The sequence below is a fragment of the Streptomyces cavernicola genome, assembly GCF_029968035.1.
GTDB lineage: Bacteria > Actinomycetota > Actinomycetes > Streptomycetales > Streptomycetaceae > Streptomyces > Streptomyces cavernicola.
In genome coordinates, this window is record NZ_JASCIQ010000049.1 from 41,969 (window position 1) to 58,139 (window position 16,171).

The 16,171-nt window shown below is 71.9% G+C and carries 14 protein-coding genes; 2 read left to right on the forward strand and 12 right to left on the reverse strand.

The window, feature by feature from the left end:
* Window positions 1-2: 2 nt before the first annotated feature.
* Genes QIS96_RS33105 through QIS96_RS33140 form a run of 8 tightly spaced genes read right to left on the reverse strand, consistent with a single transcriptional unit; the run spans window position 3 to window position 7,767 of the window.
* A complete protein-coding gene (locus tag QIS96_RS33105) occupies window positions 3-1,628 on the reverse strand; it encodes a thiamine pyrophosphate-binding protein (protein WP_282546523.1) in 1,626 nt (541 codons plus the stop codon).
* 11 nt (window positions 1,629-1,639) lie between these two features.
* A complete protein-coding gene (locus QIS96_RS33110; RefSeq protein ID WP_282546524.1) occupies window positions 1,640-2,416 on the reverse strand; it encodes an SDR family oxidoreductase in 777 nt (258 codons plus the stop codon).
* Window positions 2,417-2,467: 51 nt separating this feature from the next.
* Window positions 2,468-3,223: an SDR family oxidoreductase gene (locus tag QIS96_RS33115; protein WP_282546525.1), complete on the reverse strand. Its 756-nt coding sequence runs from the start codon at window positions 3,221-3,223 to the stop codon at window positions 2,468-2,470.
* Window positions 3,216-3,737 (reverse strand): cupin domain-containing protein, encoded by a 522-nt coding sequence (locus QIS96_RS33120; RefSeq protein WP_282546526.1) that lies wholly within the window; start codon window positions 3,735-3,737, stop codon window positions 3,216-3,218. Before QIS96_RS33120 ends, QIS96_RS33115 begins: the two co-directional genes overlap by 8 nt.
* Window positions 3,728-4,558, reverse strand: coding sequence for an alpha/beta fold hydrolase (locus tag QIS96_RS33125; RefSeq protein WP_282546527.1), 831 nt, complete (start codon window positions 4,556-4,558; stop codon window positions 3,728-3,730). Before QIS96_RS33125 ends, QIS96_RS33120 begins: the two co-directional genes overlap by 10 nt.
* Entirely contained in the window at window positions 4,555-5,352 is a 798-nt protein-coding gene (locus QIS96_RS33130; RefSeq protein ID WP_282546528.1) for an aspartate dehydrogenase domain-containing protein, read from the reverse strand. The genes QIS96_RS33125 and QIS96_RS33130 overlap by 4 nt, the downstream gene beginning before the upstream one ends.
* Complete coding sequence (locus tag QIS96_RS33135) at window positions 5,349-6,257, reverse strand: VOC family protein (protein WP_282546529.1); 909 nt, start codon at window positions 6,255-6,257, stop codon at window positions 5,349-5,351. Before QIS96_RS33135 ends, QIS96_RS33130 begins: the two co-directional genes overlap by 4 nt.
* Window positions 6,258-6,279: 22 nt before the next feature.
* The gene (locus tag QIS96_RS33140; protein ID WP_282546530.1) at window positions 6,280-7,767 is read right to left on the reverse strand and encodes an aldehyde dehydrogenase family protein; all 1,488 of its coding nucleotides are present in this window, start codon (window positions 7,765-7,767) and stop codon (window positions 6,280-6,282) included.
* Between the two features lie 333 nt (window positions 7,768-8,100).
* On the opposite strand from QIS96_RS33140, the gene QIS96_RS33145 reads away from it, so the two are divergent.
* Window positions 8,101-9,489 (forward strand): MFS transporter, encoded by a 1,389-nt coding sequence (locus tag QIS96_RS33145; RefSeq protein WP_282546531.1) that lies wholly within the window; start codon window positions 8,101-8,103, stop codon window positions 9,487-9,489.
* A gap of 158 nt (window positions 9,490-9,647) precedes the next feature.
* Entirely contained in the window at window positions 9,648-10,415 is a 768-nt protein-coding gene (locus QIS96_RS33150) for a maleylpyruvate isomerase family mycothiol-dependent enzyme (RefSeq protein WP_282546532.1), read from the forward strand.
* 65 nt (window positions 10,416-10,480) lie between these two features.
* Here QIS96_RS33150 and QIS96_RS33155 read toward each other — a convergent pair whose 3' ends face one another.
* The 4 genes from QIS96_RS33155 to QIS96_RS33170 all read right to left on the reverse strand — a co-directional run bounded on the left by QIS96_RS33155 (window position 10,481) and on the right by QIS96_RS33170 (window position 15,696).
* Entirely contained in the window at window positions 10,481-12,106 is a 1,626-nt protein-coding gene (locus QIS96_RS33155; protein ID WP_282546533.1) for a glycerol-3-phosphate dehydrogenase/oxidase, read from the reverse strand.
* Between the two features lie 63 nt (window positions 12,107-12,169).
* Window positions 12,170-13,705, reverse strand: coding sequence for a glycerol kinase GlpK (gene glpK, locus QIS96_RS33160; RefSeq protein ID WP_282546534.1), 1,536 nt, complete (start codon window positions 13,703-13,705; stop codon window positions 12,170-12,172).
* Window positions 13,706-13,790: 85 nt separating this feature from the next.
* Window positions 13,791-14,555, reverse strand: a complete 765-nt coding sequence (locus QIS96_RS33165; RefSeq protein ID WP_282546535.1) for an MIP/aquaporin family protein — start codon at window positions 14,553-14,555, stop codon at window positions 13,791-13,793.
* Window positions 14,556-14,931: 376 nt separating this feature from the next.
* Complete coding sequence (locus QIS96_RS33170; protein ID WP_282546536.1) at window positions 14,932-15,696, reverse strand: IclR family transcriptional regulator; 765 nt, start codon at window positions 15,694-15,696, stop codon at window positions 14,932-14,934.
* Window positions 15,697-16,171: the final 475 nt, after the last annotated feature.

Below are 16,171 nucleotides of genomic sequence, written 5' to 3' on the forward strand. Positions count from 1 at the left end.
CCCTACGCGGCGGGGATCTTGACGGGCGGGGTGAACGGGTTCTTCATCGGGCCGAGCGCCGCCAGGTCCACCTCGACGAGCACGGGCCCGTCGGAGGCGACGGCCTCGTCGATCACGGCCTTCGCGTCCTCGGCGTCCGCGATCCGCAGGTACGGCAACCGGCAGGCCTGGGCGAGGAGTTCGAAGTCGGGCGTGGTCAGGTCGACGCCGGAGCGGCGGTCGGCGTACCGGTCCTGCATGTTGCGCAGCACGCCGTAGCCGCCGTCGTTGAAGACGAGCAGGGTCATGCGCGGCCGCTCCTGGGCGAGGGTGAGGAGTTCGCCGAGGTGGACCGCGAGGCCGCCGTCGCCGGCGATCGCGACCGTCGGCCGCTCCGGGTCGGCGAGCGCCGCCCCGATGCCCATGCCGAGGCCCTGCCCGATGCCGCCGCCGCGCGGGAAGACGTTCGCCTTCGGGTCGTACATCTCCAGGAGGCGGTTGCCCCAGCTGCTGGAGGCGATGGTGACGTCGCGGGCGACCACGGCGTCCCGGGGGAGCGCGGCGCGCAGCGCGTCGCAGATCGCCGCCTGCGGGCCGATGTTGTCGTGCAGTGCGGCCCGGACGTCGGTGCGGACCTGGCCGACCCGCTCGGTCCACGCGGGCTCGGCGCGGCGGGCGTGCGGCAGCAGGGCCTTGAGGGTGTCGGCCGCGTCGCCGTGCAGGGCGTGCGTCGCCGGGTACACGCGGCCGAGCGCCGCCGCGTCGACGTCGATCTGGATGTGCTGCTCGGGAAGTTCGAGCGCGTAGTCGGACGTCTCGTTGGAGCGGAAGTGTGTGCCCACGGTGAGCAGCAGGTCCGCGTCGGCCAGCAGCGTGCGGCCGGCCGGGGTGGTGGCGAAGTTGCCGATGACCTGCGGGTGGTCCTCGGGGACGCTGCCACGCCCGGAGTTGGAGGTGAGCAGCCCGGCCCCGGTCGCCTCGACGAGCGCGGCCAGCTCGGGCCCGGCCGTGCACGCGCCGCCGCCCGCCCAGATCAGCGGACGCTCGGCCGAGGCCAACAGCTCGGCGGCGGCGGCGAGTTCAGCCGAATCGGCCGTCGGCGCGGGGGTCTCGGCAACGGTCGCGGGAGCGTCCGTCTGGGCCGCGTACTGCAGGTCGATCGGCCACTCGACGCTCGCCGGGCCGCCCGGCGCGGCCAGGGCTGCGGCGGCCGCCTCGCGCAGGATCCGGCCCGCCTCGTCGGCGGACGTCACCGTCGCCGCGTACTTCGAGACGGCGGTCAGCATGCCCAGCTGGTCCTTGGTCTCGTGGATGAACCCGCGGCCGCTGCCCAGGAACTCCGTCTCGACCTGGCCGGTGACGTGCAGCACCGACGTGCCCGAGGCCAGCGCCTCGACGAGCGAGCCGGCCGCGTTGCCCGCGCCGGTGCCCGTCGAGGTGAGGGCGCAGCCGAGGGTGCCGCGGGCCCGGCCGTAGGCGTCGGCCGCGTTCACGGCGGTCGCCTCGTGCCGCACGGGCACGAACCGCAGCTCGCGGTCGACGGCCTCCACGAGGGGCAGGTTGTGGACCGAGACAATCCCGAAGACCGTGTCGATGCCGAGTTCCTTCAGGACGGCGACGAGGAGCGCGCCTCCATGGTCGTAACGCATGCGGGTACTCCTCAGAGAATGCCGCGGCCGACTCCGCCGCAGACGTCGATGCTGGTTCCGGTGATGTACGAAGCCCGCGGCGAGAGCAGCGCGAGGATCGCGTACGCGACCTCCTCGGCGCGGCCGAGCCGCCCGAGCGCGATGCCCCGGTCCGCGGCGAGCTCCGCCTGCCAGTCCTCGTAGGAGAGGCCCGAGTCGGCAGCGGCATGGCGGCGGGTCCACTGGCCGGTGTCGACCAGGCCCAGGCAGACCGAGTTGACCCGGACGCCGTCCGAAGCCAGCTCCTGGGACAGGGACTTGGAGAGGTTGAGGATGCCGGCGCGGGCGGCGCTGGTGGTGATCAGACGCGTCTCGGGCTGCTTGGCGAGGACCGCGTTGACGTTGACGACGGACGCCGCGTCCGAGGCCGACAGATACGCGCGGGCGGCCTGCAGCGGGTTGAGCACGCCCGCGAACTTCAGCTCCAGCTCGTCGCGCCAGTCGTCCTCGGTGGTGTCGTCGAGGCGCTTCATCCGGGACTGCCCGGCGTTGTTGACGAGCCCGTCCACGCGCCCGCCGAAGGCCTCGGCGGAGCTCCGCACGAACTCCCGCACGGCGTCGGCGTCGCGTACGTCGCACACGGCGGTGCAGAGCCGCTCGTGCTCCCCGATGCGCTTCAGGCGCTCGGCGTCACGGCCGCAGGTGGCGACGTTCGCGCCCTCGTCGAGCAGGGCGCGGACCGTGGCCAGGCCGACGCCCGAGCTGCCTCCGGTGACCACATAGGTCCGGTCGGCGAGGCCCAGATCCATAATCCTTCTCCAGTACGGGAGTTGGGGCTGATTGCAGGTGGTGGCAGTGGGTCAGTGCATGGTGAAGCCGCCGTTGACGGCGACCACCTGTCCGGTCAGGTAGCGCGACTCCTCGGAGAGGAGGAACGCGGCGAGCCCGACCAGGTCGTCCGGCTGCTGCGGCCGGGAGATCGCCCGGTTCGCGGCGTACAGTCCGTGCCGCTCCTCCGGGACCGACTCGGTCGCCTCGCCCTCGGTGAGGCCGGGCGCGAGGGCGTTCACGGTGATGCCGCGCTCGCCCAGCTCCCGTGCCATGGCCCGGGTCAGGGCGATGACGGCGCCCTTGGACGCGATGTAGTGCGCGAGCCGGGGCGAGCCGTAGAGCGCCGCGTCCGATGCGACGTTCACGATCCGTCCGACCGGGCCGAACAGCGGGTGCAGGGCCTTCGCGACGAGCCAGGGGCCGCGCGCGTTGACGGTCATCAGGCGGTCCCAGGTCTCGATGTCGATGTCCTGGAACTCCTTGCCGCCCACCCCGTTGGCGAGTGCGGCGTTGTTGACCAGGCCGTAGAGCCCGCCCAACTTCCGTACGGCGTCGGCCAGTTCGTCGACCGAGGCCGGGTCGGCCACGTCGCAGCGGACGAACCGGGCGTCGATGCCCTCGCCCCGCAGCTGCTCCGCGGCGGCCTCGCCGCGCTCGGCGTCGACCTCGGCGACGACGACCCGGAAGCCGTCCTCGCCGGCCCGGCGGGCCATGGCCAGTCCCAGGCCACGGCCCGCCCCGGTCACGACGACGAGCCGGCGGCCGTCGAAGGACTGGTCAGTCACGGGTGATCCCGTACAGCGGCGAGTACTCGGGGTACGTCGGGACCTGCGGCTTCTGCGTGCCGATGACGACGCAGAACAGGGCGTCGGTGTCGCCCTCGTTCTTCAGGGAGCGGGTCACGCCGGCCGGGACGACGATCATGTCGCGGTAGCCGAGGGTGCGGTACTCGACCTCGTCGGGGCCGCGGTGGATGCCCACGCGGACCTGGCCCTCCAGGACGAAGAAGGCCTCTTCCACGTCGTGGTGGGTGTGGGCCGGGCCCTCGCCGCCCGGGGGAAGCAGCATGTTGGAGAAGGTGAAGCCGCCGGAGGGCAGGATGCGGTTGTCGCCCTCGTGGTTGCCGGTCGCGCCGGAGCCGACGTAGCGGATCTGTGCGCGCTTGTACTGCGGGCCGGCCTTCTCCTGGAAGGAGAGGGTGCCCCAGTCGGGCTCGCGGGACTCCTTGGAGGCGATCAGCGAGTCGGTGTACTTGCCGAGGTCGCCGCCGTTGTCGTACTCAGTGGTGGTCAGAGGCATGAGCGTGTCCTTTGCGAAGCGGTGACGATGTGCAGGTGGGACAGGACCCAGGCGTTGAACCGCTCGGGCTGTTCCTGGTTGGCCAGGTGACCGGCGTCCTTGACGATCACGTAGGCGCATTTGTGCAGTCCGCCGGCGAGTACCTGGGAGGCCTCGATTCCGGTGACCGTGTCGCGGTCGCCGCAGACCACGAGGGTCGGCGCGGTGACGGCGGACAGTTCGGGGCGCAGGTCGGCGGCGGCCATCGATTCGGCGGCGTACCCGTAGCCGGGCAGCCGGACCGAGCCGGCCATGGTGTCGACGACCCGGTCGACGAGCGCGGTGGGCGCCTCGGGCGAGACGAGCCGGGGCCCGCGCAGCGAGGCGAAGGCGCGCGGCCCGACCTCGGCGAGCTCCGTGACGCGGGCCCGCATCCCCGCGGCCTTCTCCGGGTCGGTCCCGGAGCCGGCGCTGGAGTCGGCGACGATCAGCGAGGCCACGAGCTCCGGGTGCCGGGCGGCGAGCCGCAGCGCGATCACGCCGCCCCAGGAGACGCCGAGGACGTGCGCGGGCTCGCCGTACGAACGGATCACGTCGGCGGCCGCGTCCGCGAACCCGTCCAGGTCCAACGGCTCTTCCGGGTCGGAGGACTTGGCGTATCCGGGCGCGTCCCAGGCGACGACGCGGGCGTGCGCGGAGAGCGCGTCCAGCTGCGGCGCGAACGCCGCCGAGGACGAGCCGATGCCGTGCAGGCAGAAGAGCAGCGGCCCTGCCGTGCCCGCCTCCTCGACGTGGACGGCGGTCACGGGCCGGGCGGCGGTCGCAGTCCGGGCGGCGGTCAAAGGATCTGTCCCGTCCGACCGGCGAGCGCCGCGAGCGAGCGGAGCACCGCGTACGGGACGACCTGGCTGGTGGCCGGGTTGCCCGGGTCGGGGGCGTGGGCGACCTCGAAGCGGTACGCGCCGTGCGTTCCGGAGGCTTCTACGACGTGGCGCGTGCGGGTCGCGCCCGGGTCCGCGACGACCTGGACCCGCACAGCGTCCAGGTCGCCGACGGCCAGGGCGACCGAGGCCGCGACGTTGGTCGACTTGGGGAACTTCACGGGGACGTCCCGCGCGGTGCCCGCCATCACCTCGACGGGGCCGGTGGCCGACCGCATCCGGGCCAGCAACTCCTCGTCCATCCACGGCTGTTCGAGGGTCGAGGGCAGCTTGGTGGTGGTGAGGCGCACCTCGTCGAGTGGGCCGAGCTGCCGTACGGCCTGCAGCAGGTCGAGGCCGCCGACGGCGCCGCCGGTGAAGTACACCCGGCCGGGGCCCGCCGCGAGCAGCCGCTTGGCGAGCTCGTCGTCGGTGAGCGCCCCGGTGGAGGCCACGAGCAGATCGGTGCCGGAGCTGAGGACGCGCTCGCCCCACTCCCGTACGACGCCCTGACCTGCGGCTTCCACGATCAGGTCGCAGCCGTCGATGGCCTCCTCGAAGGTGACCTGCGGCGCGGGCGCGGCCTCGCCGAGCGGCCGGTTGTCGACGATGGAGGTCAACTCGGCGCCCTCGATCTCCCCTTGGGCGAGTGCGGTGCCGACGACGCGGCCGATGGCGCCCCAGCCGACGAGTCCGACCTTCAGAATCCTGGTCACTTCTGCTCTCCTTCCGGCCGTCCGGCCATGTGGCAGCGGATGTCCTTCGACGGCGGCCCGGCCGTGCCCCACAGGTCGGACAGCTCCGGGACCCGCCGCCACACCTTGGCGATCCAGCGGTCCTCGACGATCTGCGCGACCTCGGAGGTGTACTCGCAGACGAGTCCGGTCGGGTCGGTGAAGTAGGAGAAGGTGTTGTTGCCGGGCCCGTGCCGACCGGGACCCCACTGCGGGACGATCCCGTGGTGCCGAAGCCGTCCGAGGCCGCGCATGAAGTGGTCGACCGAGCTCATCTCGTACGCCACGTGGTTGAGGGAGACCCACTCGGCCTGGTTGAACGCGATGCAGTGGTGGTCGGCGTTGCAGCGCAGGAACGCCATCTGGTGCTCGGACCAGTCGGAGACCCGCAGGCCGAGCACGTCGCAGTAGAAGGCGACGGCCGCGTCGATGTCGGGGGTGTTGAGGACGGTGTGCGTGACGCCGACCGGCACGGCTGCCTCGCGGCCGCGCGGCGTGACCGCCCAGGTCTCGGCGGACAGTTCGATCAGGCGGCCCTCGTGGTCGTGGAACCGAAGGCCGTAGCCGCCGCCGACCTGGTCGAGCGGGCCGGGCCCGGCGACCGGCTGGATGCCGCGGGCTTCGAGCCGCCGCGCCGCCTCGTCGATCTCGGCGGGGGTGGCCACGGCGAACACGATCCGGCCGAGGCCGGTGCGCTCGGAGCGGGTCAGCTGCAGGGCGTGGTGCTCCTCGCCGGTGCCGCGCAGCCAGCTCGCGCTGTGCTCGGACTCGACGACCTCCAGGCCCCAGGCGTCCTCGTAGAAGTCGGTGGCCTCGGCGAAGGCCGGGGTGAGCAGCTCGACCGAGCGCAGCGCGCGCAGCCGGGCGATCGGGGGGTGGTGGGTCATGTGAACTCTCCGGCGGGGGTGGTCAGTTGGCCCAGGGCAGCGGTGCCGACGAGGTGCCCCAGTAGAGGGACTTCTGCCGCTGGTACTGGCGGATCCCGTCCCGGCCCTTCTCACGGCCGAGGCCGCTGTCCTTCATGCCGCCGAACGGGGTGGAGATGCTGAACTGCTTGTACGTGTTGATCCAGACGGTGCCCGCGTCGATCCGGCGCGCGATCCGCCAGGCGGCCCGGTGGTCCCGCGTCCAGATCCCGCAGGCCAGGCCGTACACGGAGTCGTTGGCCTGCGCGACCAGGTCCTCCTCGTCGTCGAAGGGAAGCGCCACGAGCACCGGCCCGAAGATCTCCTCCTGGCAGACCCGCGCGTCGTTGGAGAGCCCGTCGAGCACGGTCGGCAGGTAGTACGCCCCGTCGGCGTACCGCTCGCCCTCCGGCACGGCCCCGCCGGCGAGCACGTTCGCGCCCTCGGAGCGGGCCAGGTCCACGTACGCGGCGACCGAGTCCCGGTGCTTGTGGTGCACGAGCGGCGCGACCTGCGTGTCCGGGGCCGTACCGGGGCCGACTCGCAACTTCCGTACGCGCTCCGCGAGTTGACCGACGAAGTCGTTGTACAGCGAACGCGCCACGAAGAGCCGGGAACCGGCGATGCAGGACTGCCCGCTGGACGAGAACACCCCGAACATCACCCCGGCGAGGGCCTGTTCGACGTCGGCGTCCGCCAGGACGACCGTCGGAGACTTGCCGCCCAGCTCCAGAGAGACCGGCATCAGCTTCTCGGCGGCGGCGTGGGCGAGGGTGCGCCCGGTCGAGGTGCCGCCGGTGAACGACACCTTGCCGACGAGCGGGTGGCGCACGATGGCGTCCCCGACCACGCTGCCACGGCCGGGAAGGACCGCCAACAGGGCGGTGGGCAGGCCGAGTTCACCGAGCGCGCGGGTCACGAGGCGGCCGAGCGCGAGCGAGACCAGCGGCGTCCAGTCGGCGGGCTTCAGGAGTACCGCGTTGCCGCCGGCGAGGGCCGGGGCGAGCTTCTGCGCGTCGCTCGCGACCGGCGAGTTCCACGGGTTGATCGCGCCCACGACGCCGATCGGCTCGTACACGCTCATCGTCACGTACGCCCCGCGCGCCGGGGTGATCGCCTCCTCGGCGGTCTCCAGGGCGGCGGCCGTGTACCGGAACGTGCCGGCGGCGCTCGCGACCAGGGCGCGGGTCTCGGTGAGCGACTTGCCGGTGTCCGCGGTCTGCAGCGCGGCCAGCTGCTCCGCCTCGGCGTCGATCAACTCCGCGATACGGACGAGGAGTCGAGCGCGCTGGTGGGGGAGCAGTTCGCGCCAGCGGGGGTCCGCCGCCGCGTTCGCCGCGGCCTCGGCCGCCTCGGCGACCTCCTCGACGGTGACCGCGTGCACGGTGGCGAGCGTGCGTCCGGTGGCCGGGTCGACGGTCTCGGTCGGGGCGCCTGCACCGCGGCGCCACTGGCCGGCGATCAGTGCCTCGTCCGGGGGAGTCGGGGGCATTCGGGTCTCCTTGCGGCGGCGGTCTACGGCCAAGTGCCTCGGTCGGCGACCTCGGCTAAGCGCTAGAAATCTAAGGGCTTAAATATCTGCCGCGCAAGACCCCTCCCGCAAAACTTTGTTGGTCAATTCCCTGCCCAAGCTCTTGACGTCAGCAGGTGAGGCGGGGGATACAAGTTAAGCCCTAAGAAATTTTGGGCTTACCGATTCCTGGCCCTGCGGTGATTCTTCGTTCATCATCAGGTCCAGGGGTAGGACTCGGTTTCTCGTCCCAGGCATCGGCCTTCCGCCCGGGGCCCCAGACCCGCCGCCCCTCTCACGCCGCGGAGTACCTGCATGACCCTCAACGCACCCGACACGACGCCGGACGCCGGCGTCCGGGCCTCCATCTCCGCCCGCTTCGAGCGACTTCCGCTCTCCCGCTGGCACATCACCGTCCGCCTGATCGTCGGCGCCGTGACCTTCTTCGAGGCCTTCGACCAGCTCCTCATCGCCTACGCGATGCCCGCACTGCGGACCGAGTTCCAGCTCTCCACCTCCGCGGCCACGCTGATGCTCACCATCGGCTCGCTCGGCATGCTCGTGGGCGCCCTGCTCTCCGGCCGCCTCGCCGACCGCATCGGCCGGGTCAAGGTCATCGCCCTGTGCATCGCGGTCTCCAGCCTCGCCAACCTGGCCCTCGCCGCGACCACCTCACCCGAGCAGTTCATGGCGCTCCGCTTCGTACAGGGCCTGGCGATCGGCGGCGAGGTCCCGGTCGCGGCCACCTTCATCGCCGAGATCACCCGCAGTCACAAGCGCGGACGCTTCGTACTTCTCTACGAACTCGTCTTCCCGGCCGGCCTCACCGTCGGCGCCCTCGTCGCCGCCTGGGTCGTGCCGATCCTCGGCTGGCGCTGGATGTACGCCCTCGCGGCGATCCCCGGGGTCCTCTGCTTCCTGGTCCAGAAGATGGTCCCGGAGTCCCCGCGCTGGCTCGCCGACCACGGCAGGGCCGAAGAGGCCGAGGCCACCATGGTCCGCATCGAGAAGGCGGTCGAGCGCGCCACCGGCGAACCGCTGCCCCCGGTCGGCGAGGCCCTGCCCGTCACCCCGCCCGGCAAGGGCTCCTCGGGCCTGCGCGGCCTGCTCAGCGGCCGCTACCGCCGCCGCACCCTCGTCGTCGGCGCCCTCTGGTTCTGCGGTTACTTCGTCAACTACGGCATCTCGTCCTGGCTCCCGACGATCTACCTGAACCGCTACCACCTGTCCCTCTCGGACGCCCTGCTCTACTCCACGGTCACGTCCTGCGCCGGCCTGCTCGGCTGCCTGGTCGTCGCCCTCACCGTGGACGGGGCCGGCCGGCGCAAGGTCATCACCGCCTGCCTCGGCGGGGCCGCGGCCGTGCTGCTCCTGCTCGCCTGGCTCGGCGCGAACACCCCGCTCCAGGTCCTGGTCTGGTCGTCCCTGGCCGCGGTCTTCTTCTTCGGCGCCAACATCTGCCTGTACGTGTACACGCCGGAGCTCTTCCCGACCCGCATGCGGGCCCTCGGTAGCAGCGTCGGCGGCGCCTTCAACCGCATCGGCGTCATCCTCGGCCCGATCGCCGTCGGCGCGGTCTACGCGGGCGGCGAGATCGGCACGGTCTTCCTGGTCCTCGGCGGCGTAGCCCTCGCGGGCGCGGTCGTCGCGGGCATCGGCGCGGAGGAGACGGCGGGGCGGCGCCTGGAGGAGGTCTCGCCTTGACGGAAGGGGCCCTGGGAGCTCCACCCCCAGACCCCCGATCGCGCTGAGGCGCTCGTCCTCAAACGCCGGAGGGGCTGATTTTTCAGCCCCTCCGGCGTTTGAGGAGGCCCGTCCGGCGAGGACTTTCGGGAAGGGGCGGGGAGGGGAAAAATCCACCCATGACCACCCCCGCAGCCGCCCTCGACACCTACTGCACCACCCTCCTCCGCCAGACGGAACTCCTCTCCGCCCACACCCGCGGAGCGAACCCGGCCCTCCCCGTCCCCACCTGCCCCGGCTGGACCCTCGCCGACCTCCTCCGGCACGTGGAGGCCACGTACTCCTGGGCCGAACGCCTCGTCCGCACCCGCGCGACCAGCCCCGAGCACCTCGGCGACACCCACGCCCAGGACGCTCCCGTCAACGCCGCCCACCTTGCCGCGACCCTCCGCGAAGCCGGCCCCCACGTGGAACTGTGGTCGCCCGCACCCCCGCACACCCCCCTCTTCTGGGCCCGCCGCATGGCCGTGGAGGCGACCGTCCACCGCTACGACGCGACCCGCGCCCTCGGCATCCCGTACGAGCTCGACCCGCGCACCGCGCTCATCGGCCTCGACGAGTGGACCGAGATGAGCGCACTGCCGCAGGCCTTCCCCTCCGAACAGGCCCGACGAGAACTCCTCGGCCCGGACCGCACGGTCCACCTCCACACCACCGACGCCCCGGGCGAGTGGCTCATCGACCTCACCGGCGACAACGGCCAGGACATCGCCGTACGGCACCAGCACCGCAGCGCCGCCGTCGCCGTCCGCGCCCCCGCCGCCGACCTGCTCCTGCTGATGTACGGCCGCCGCACCCTCGACGACGACGGCATCGAGTCCTTCGGCGACACCGCGCTGTTCACCGACTGGCTGCGGAAGTGCGGCGACTGGTCCCGCCGGGAGTAGCCGGGCGCACGCGAGCGGGGCGGCCACCGCAGTGACCGCCCCGCTCAACTCCCGTACAGGAAACGCTACTTGGACTCGCCGAGCATCGCCTCGACCTTGCCCCGCACCTCGTCCGTGGCAAGGCCCCGGATCGTCAGGGTCGTACGCCGGCGAAGGACGTCGTCCGCGGTCTCGGCCCACTCGTGGTCGCGCGCGTACGCGACCTGCGCCCAGATCTCCGGGGCGTCCGGGTGGATGCGCTCCCCGAGGGCCGGGTTCTCGTTGGCAAGGCGCGCGATGTCGAAGGACAGCGAGCCGTAGTGCGTGGCCAGGTGCCGCGCGGTGTCGGCCGACATCCGCGGACCGGGCGTACCGCCGTCGACCAGGAGCCGGTGCGCGACCGCCTGAGGGTTCGAGATACCCGGCAGCGGGAGCTTCTTCGGCAGCTGCGAGATCGGCTGCATGTCCTCGCCGAGCGGGTGACCGGGCAGCTCCGCCAGCTTGTTCATGATCGTCCGGCCGATGTGCCGGAACGTCGTCCACTTGCCGCCCGCGACCGACAGCATCCCGCCGCGCCCCTCGGTGACGACCGTCTCGCGCTTGGCCTTGGAGGTGTCCCCGGGCCCGCCGGGCAGGACCCGCAGACCCGCGAAGGAGTACGTGATCAGGTCCCGGGACAGCTGCTGGTCGCGGATCGAGAACGCCGCCTCGTCCAGGATCTGCGCCGTGTCCTTCTCGGTGACGGACACCTCGCGCGGGTCGCCCTCGTACTCCTCGTCCGTGGTGCCGAGCAGCAGCATGTCCTCCCAGGGCAGGGCGAACGTGATGCGGTACTTGTCGATCGGCGTGGCCAGGGCCGCCTTCCACGGGGCGGTGCGCTTGAGGACCAGGTGCGCGCCCTTGGAGAGGCGTATGGAGGGCGCCGCGTTCTCGTCCTCCATCTTGCGCAGGTGATCCACCCACGGGCCGGTGGCGTTGAGGACGAGGCGCGCGTTCACGCCGAACTCCTCGCCGTCCGTCCGGTCCTTCAGGTCGGCGCCCGTGACCCGGCCCTTGGTGAAGCGCAGGCCGGTGACCTCGGCGTGGTTGAGGACGACGGCGCCCGCGTCGACGGCCGCGCGGACCGTCATCAGGGCCATCCGCGCGTCGTTCATCTGGTCGTCGCCGTACACGGCCACGGCCTTCAGGTTGTCCGTGCGCAGCTCCGGCACGTCCTGCGCGGCCTTCGACGGCGAGAGCAGGTGCCCGACGCCGTCGCCGAACGCGGACAGGGCGCTGTACGCGAAGACGCCCGCGCCCAGCTTGGCCGCGCCGTGCGGGCCGCCCTTGTAGACGGGCAGGTAGAAGGTCAGCGGGTTGGCGAGGTGCGGCGCCACCTGACGGGACACCGCACGCCGCTCGAAGTGGTTCTCCGCGACCAGCTTCACCGCGCCGGTCTGCAGGTAGCGCAGACCGCCGTGGAGCAGCTTGGAGGAGGCCGACGAGGTCGCGCCGGCGAAGTCGCCGGCGTCCACGAGGGCCACCCGCAGGCCGGCCTGCGCCGCGTGCCAGGCGGTGGAGATGCCCAGAATGCCGCCGCCGACGACGAGCAGGTCGTACGTCGCCTTCGCCAGCTGTTCGCGGGTCTCCGCGCGGCTCGGGTTCGAACCGCCCGCCGGGTGCAGCCCGAGCGCCGGGTAGGCGGGGCCGTTCTGCAGGGTGGGGGTGCTCATGGGTGTTTGCTCCTCGTCAGCTCGTCCTCGAGGTCGAAAGGTCCGGGGACCCGGCGGGCCGGGTCAGTCCTCGGACGGCTCGTCCTCGATCCAGCCCATGGTCCGCTCGACGGCCTTGAGCCAGTTCTTGTACTCGCGGTCCCGCTGTGCGGCGGGCATGCGGGGGGTCCACTCGGCGGCCCGGCGCCAGTTGGCGCGCAGGGCGTCGGTGTCCGGCCAGAAGCCGACGGCGAGGCCGGCGGCGTAGGCCGCACCGAGGCAGGTGGTCTCGGCGACCATGGGGCGCACGACCGGTGCGTCCGTGAAGTCGGAGATCGTCTGCATCAGCAGGTTGTTGGAGGTCATGCCGCCGTCGACCTTGAGGGCCGCGAGGTCGACGCCGGAGTCCTTCGTCATGGCGTCGGTGATCTCCCGGGTCTGCCAGGCGGTGGCTTCCAGGACGGCGCGCGCGATGTGCGCCTTGGTCACGTACCGGGTGAGTCCGGCGATCACACCGCGGGCGTCGGAGCGCCAGTACGGGGCGAACAGGCCGGAGAAGGCCGGTACGAAGTAGGCGCCGCCGTTGTCCTCGACCGAGGACGCGAGGGTCTCGATCTCGGCGGCGGACTGGATGAGCCCCATCTGGTCGCGCATCCACTGCACGAGGGAGCCGGTGACGGCGATGGAGCCTTCGAGGGCGTAGACCGGCTTCTGCTCGCCGATCTGGTAGCCCACGGTGGTGAGCAGGCCGTTGTACGAGTTGACGGGCTGGTCACCGGTGTTCATCAGCATGAAGGTGCCGGTGCCGTACGTGGACTTGGCCTCGCCCTTGTCGAAGCAGGTCTGGCCGAACAGGGCTGCCTGCTGGTCGCCGAGCGCGGAGGCGACGGGCACGCCGTCGAGGACGCCGCCCTTGGCGTTTCCGTACACCTCGGCGGAGGAGCGGATCTCGGGGAGCACCGCGGCGGGGATGCCCATCGAGTTGAGGATGCGCTCGTCCCAGGCCATCTCGTGCAGGTTCATCAGGAGGGTGCGGGAGGCGTTGGTGACGTCGGTGACGTGCACGCCGCCCTCGGTGCCGCCGGTGAGGTTCCAGATGACCCAGGAGTCCATGGTGCCGAAGAGGATGTCCCCGGCCTCGGCGCGCTCGCGCAGACCTTCGACGTTGTCGAGCAGCCAGCGCACCTTCGGGCCCGCGAAGTACGAGGCGAGCGGCAGGCCGGTCTCGCGGCGGAAGCGGTCCTGGCCGACGTTGCGGCCGAGCTCCTTGCAGAGCGCGTCGGTGCGGGTGTCCTGCCAGACGATCGCGTTGTGCACGGGCTCGCCGGTGTTCTTGTCCCAGAGCAGCGTGGTCTCGCGCTGGTTGGTGATGCCGATCGCCTTGACGTCGGCGGAGGTGATCCCGGCCTTGGCGACGGCCCCGGCCACCACGCTCTCGACGTTGGCCCAGATCTCCTTGGCGTCGTGCTCGACCCAGCCCGGCTTCGGGAAGATCTGCTCGTGCTCGCGCTGGTCGACGGAGACGATCCGGCCGTCCTTGTCGAAGACGATGCAGCGGGACGAGGTGGTGCCCTGGTCGATCGCCGCGATGAACGGGCCTGCGGTGTGTGCGTCGGTCACTGTGTGCTCCAGAAATCTCATGTACGGCGGCGCTGTGCGCTCGTCCGGTCGGTGGTCCGGTGGCCGCGGTGGCCGGGGCGGCTGCTCAGGCGAAGGCGACGTTGTAGACGCCTGCAGCTATGGCGCCGCCCAGGAGCGGGCCGACGACCGGGATCCAGGCGTACCCCCAGTCCGAGCCGCCCTTGTTCGGCAGCGGAAGCAGCGAGTGCACGATGCGCGGGCCGAGGTCGCGGACCGGGTTGATGGCGTAGCCCGTGGGCCCGCCGAGGGAGAAACCGATGCCGACGACGACCAGGGCGACGATCAGCGTGCCGCCCCAGGACACGCCCTTGCCGTCGGCCGTGAGGCCCAGGCAGAGGATCGCGAGCACGAGCACGACGGTGGCGATGACCTCGGTGGCGAGGTTCTGGAGGGGGTTGCGGATCTCGGGGGAGGTGAAGAACACCCCGTGCACCGGACCCGGGTTGGCGGTCTTCTGCTCGGCGACCTCGGGGTCGTTGAGGTGCGCCTTGAAGTGGCCGTAGTACGCGATCCACACGAGCACCGCGCCGATCATCGCGCCGAGCAGCTCGCCCCCGAAGTAGGCCGGAGCGTCGCCCCACGTGGGAGCGCCCTCGCCGCCCTTCAGGATGATCCCGACGGTCACCGCCGGGTTGAGGTGCGCGCCGGACTTGGCGGCGATGTAGGCGCCGGTGAGGACCGCGAAGCCCCAACCGAACGCGATGGCGACCCAGCCGGCGTTGAACGCCTTCGAGCGCTTCAGCGTGACGGCGGCGCAGACGCCGCCGCCGAGCAGGATCAGAACAGCGGTACCGATGGTCTCGCTGATGAAGATGTCGGAGCTGGACACCCGCGACTCCTTTGTCCTTCGTCCAGGGGAAGGCGAACCACGGGTCCCGCCGGTGGTTCGCGCCCTCAGGCTGAGGGCGTTGGCCCGATCCGCCTTGCGACACCCTACCTTGCATTACCGGTAGGTGTTCGACAATGCCGACCGATGAACGGCAGTTTTGCCTCCGGGTTAACTGGACGTCAAGAGCTGTGTGATGGGTATCGCGATCGTTATCCACCGCCCCGCAAACCGCACGCCGAATCGCCCGTCGCAGGGGTCACAGGGGGTGCCAAATCCAGCCCGTCCGGCGTTTGAGGACGAGGCCGTAGGCCGACAAGGGGGCGGGGTCTGGGGCTGCAAGCCCCAGGGCTGGTGCCGAGCCCCGTACGACGGTGCGCTAAAAACGCCCCGCGCCGAGATCCCGGGAAACCGCCCGCGCACAGTCCCGCACAGCGGCAACCAGCTCCGAGCGCAGCTCGCCGCCCGCGCAGACCCGCTCGACGGCGCCCGTGACGCCCACCGCGCCGACCGGCATCCTGCGCCGGTCGTGGATCGGCGCCGCCACCGAGGCCACGCCCTCCCAGGTCTCCTCCACGTCGTCGGCCCAGCCGCGCGCCCGCGTGAGGTTCAGCGTCTCCTCGAACGCGTCGAGCGCGGTGACCGTACGCGGCGTGAAGTCCTTGCGCTCGACCTCCACCGCCTCGCTGTGCGCCACCGGGTCGTACGCCGAGAGGACCTTGCCGAGGGCCGTGGAGTGCAGCGGCTGCATCGCGCCGACCTCCAGGACCTGCCGGCTGTCGTCCGGCCGGAAGACGTGGTGCACGATCAGCACGCCCTGCTGGTGCAGGACGCCCAGGTAGACGCTCTCGCCGCTGGAGCGCGCCAGGTCGTCCGCCCAGACCAGGGCGCGGGCGCGCAGCTCGTGCACGTCGAGGTAGCTGTTGCCGAGGCGGAGCAGCTCCGCGCCCAGCTGGTAGCGGCCCGAGGCGGCGTCCTGCTCGACGAAGCCCTCCTGCTGCAGCGTGCGCAGAATGCCGTGCGCGGTGCCCTTGGCCAGGCCCAGCGCGGACGCGATGTCGGAGAGGCCGAGGCGCCGCTCGCCGCCCGCGAGCAGCCGCAGCATGGCCGCCGCGCGCTCGAGCGACTGGATGTTCTTCGCCACCGCGTCGGCTCCCTTCCATCGGTCGGGGCGTACGCGGAGTCACTCCATCCGTATGTACGCGCCCTGTTCGGCAATGCTGAACACTATCGGCCCATGCCGAACTTGTCCTAACGCGAGACGCACTCGACCGCCTTCCGCACACGCGCCGTGCACGTACCGGAAGCCTTCGGGGCGGCGGGAGTTCACAGGCGCGCTCCGCCGGTGGCTGATTGTGCACGCTCCGCCGACCGGAACCCGACCCGGGTGCCCCGGAGCCGCCCCGGCCGACTCGCTGTCTGCCTGCTGGACGCCCTTCACAAGAGGACCGGCCTCCCGGCTACCCTGGCGGCGTGCGGCTTCCGCCGGTAGCCGCAAAGCCGACAGCCGTCGCACTCCAGGGAGATCGTCCATGGCCTCGCAGCCGACCCCCGCCCGCTTCAACCAGACCCGCGCGGACGCCTTGCGCGCCGCCCTCGCCTCCCGCGTGGTGGTGGCC

Bases quoted from the DNA above. Each gene is read 5' to 3' on its own strand.
- QIS96_RS33105 (WP_282546523.1), bottom strand. From the start codon at position 1,628: ATGCGTTACGACCATGGAGGCGCGCTCCTCGTCGCCGTCCTGAAGGAA.
- QIS96_RS33110 (WP_282546524.1), bottom strand. From the start codon at position 2,416: ATGGATCTGGGCCTCGCCGACCGGACCTATGTGGTCACCGGAGGCAGC.
- QIS96_RS33120 (WP_282546526.1), bottom strand. From the start codon at position 3,737: ATGCCTCTGACCACCACTGAGTACGACAACGGCGGCGACCTCGGCAAG.
- QIS96_RS33135 (WP_282546529.1), bottom strand. From the start codon at position 6,257: ATGACCCACCACCCCCCGATCGCCCGGCTGCGCGCGCTGCGCTCGGTC.
- QIS96_RS33140 (WP_282546530.1), bottom strand. From the start codon at position 7,767: ATGCCCCCGACTCCCCCGGACGAGGCACTGATCGCCGGCCAGTGGCGC.
- QIS96_RS33145 (WP_282546531.1), top strand. From the start codon at position 8,101: ATGACCCTCAACGCACCCGACACGACGCCGGACGCCGGCGTCCGGGCC.
- QIS96_RS33150 (WP_282546532.1), top strand. From the start codon at position 9,648: ATGACCACCCCCGCAGCCGCCCTCGACACCTACTGCACCACCCTCCTC.
- QIS96_RS33155 (WP_282546533.1), bottom strand. From the start codon at position 12,106: ATGAGCACCCCCACCCTGCAGAACGGCCCCGCCTACCCGGCGCTCGGG.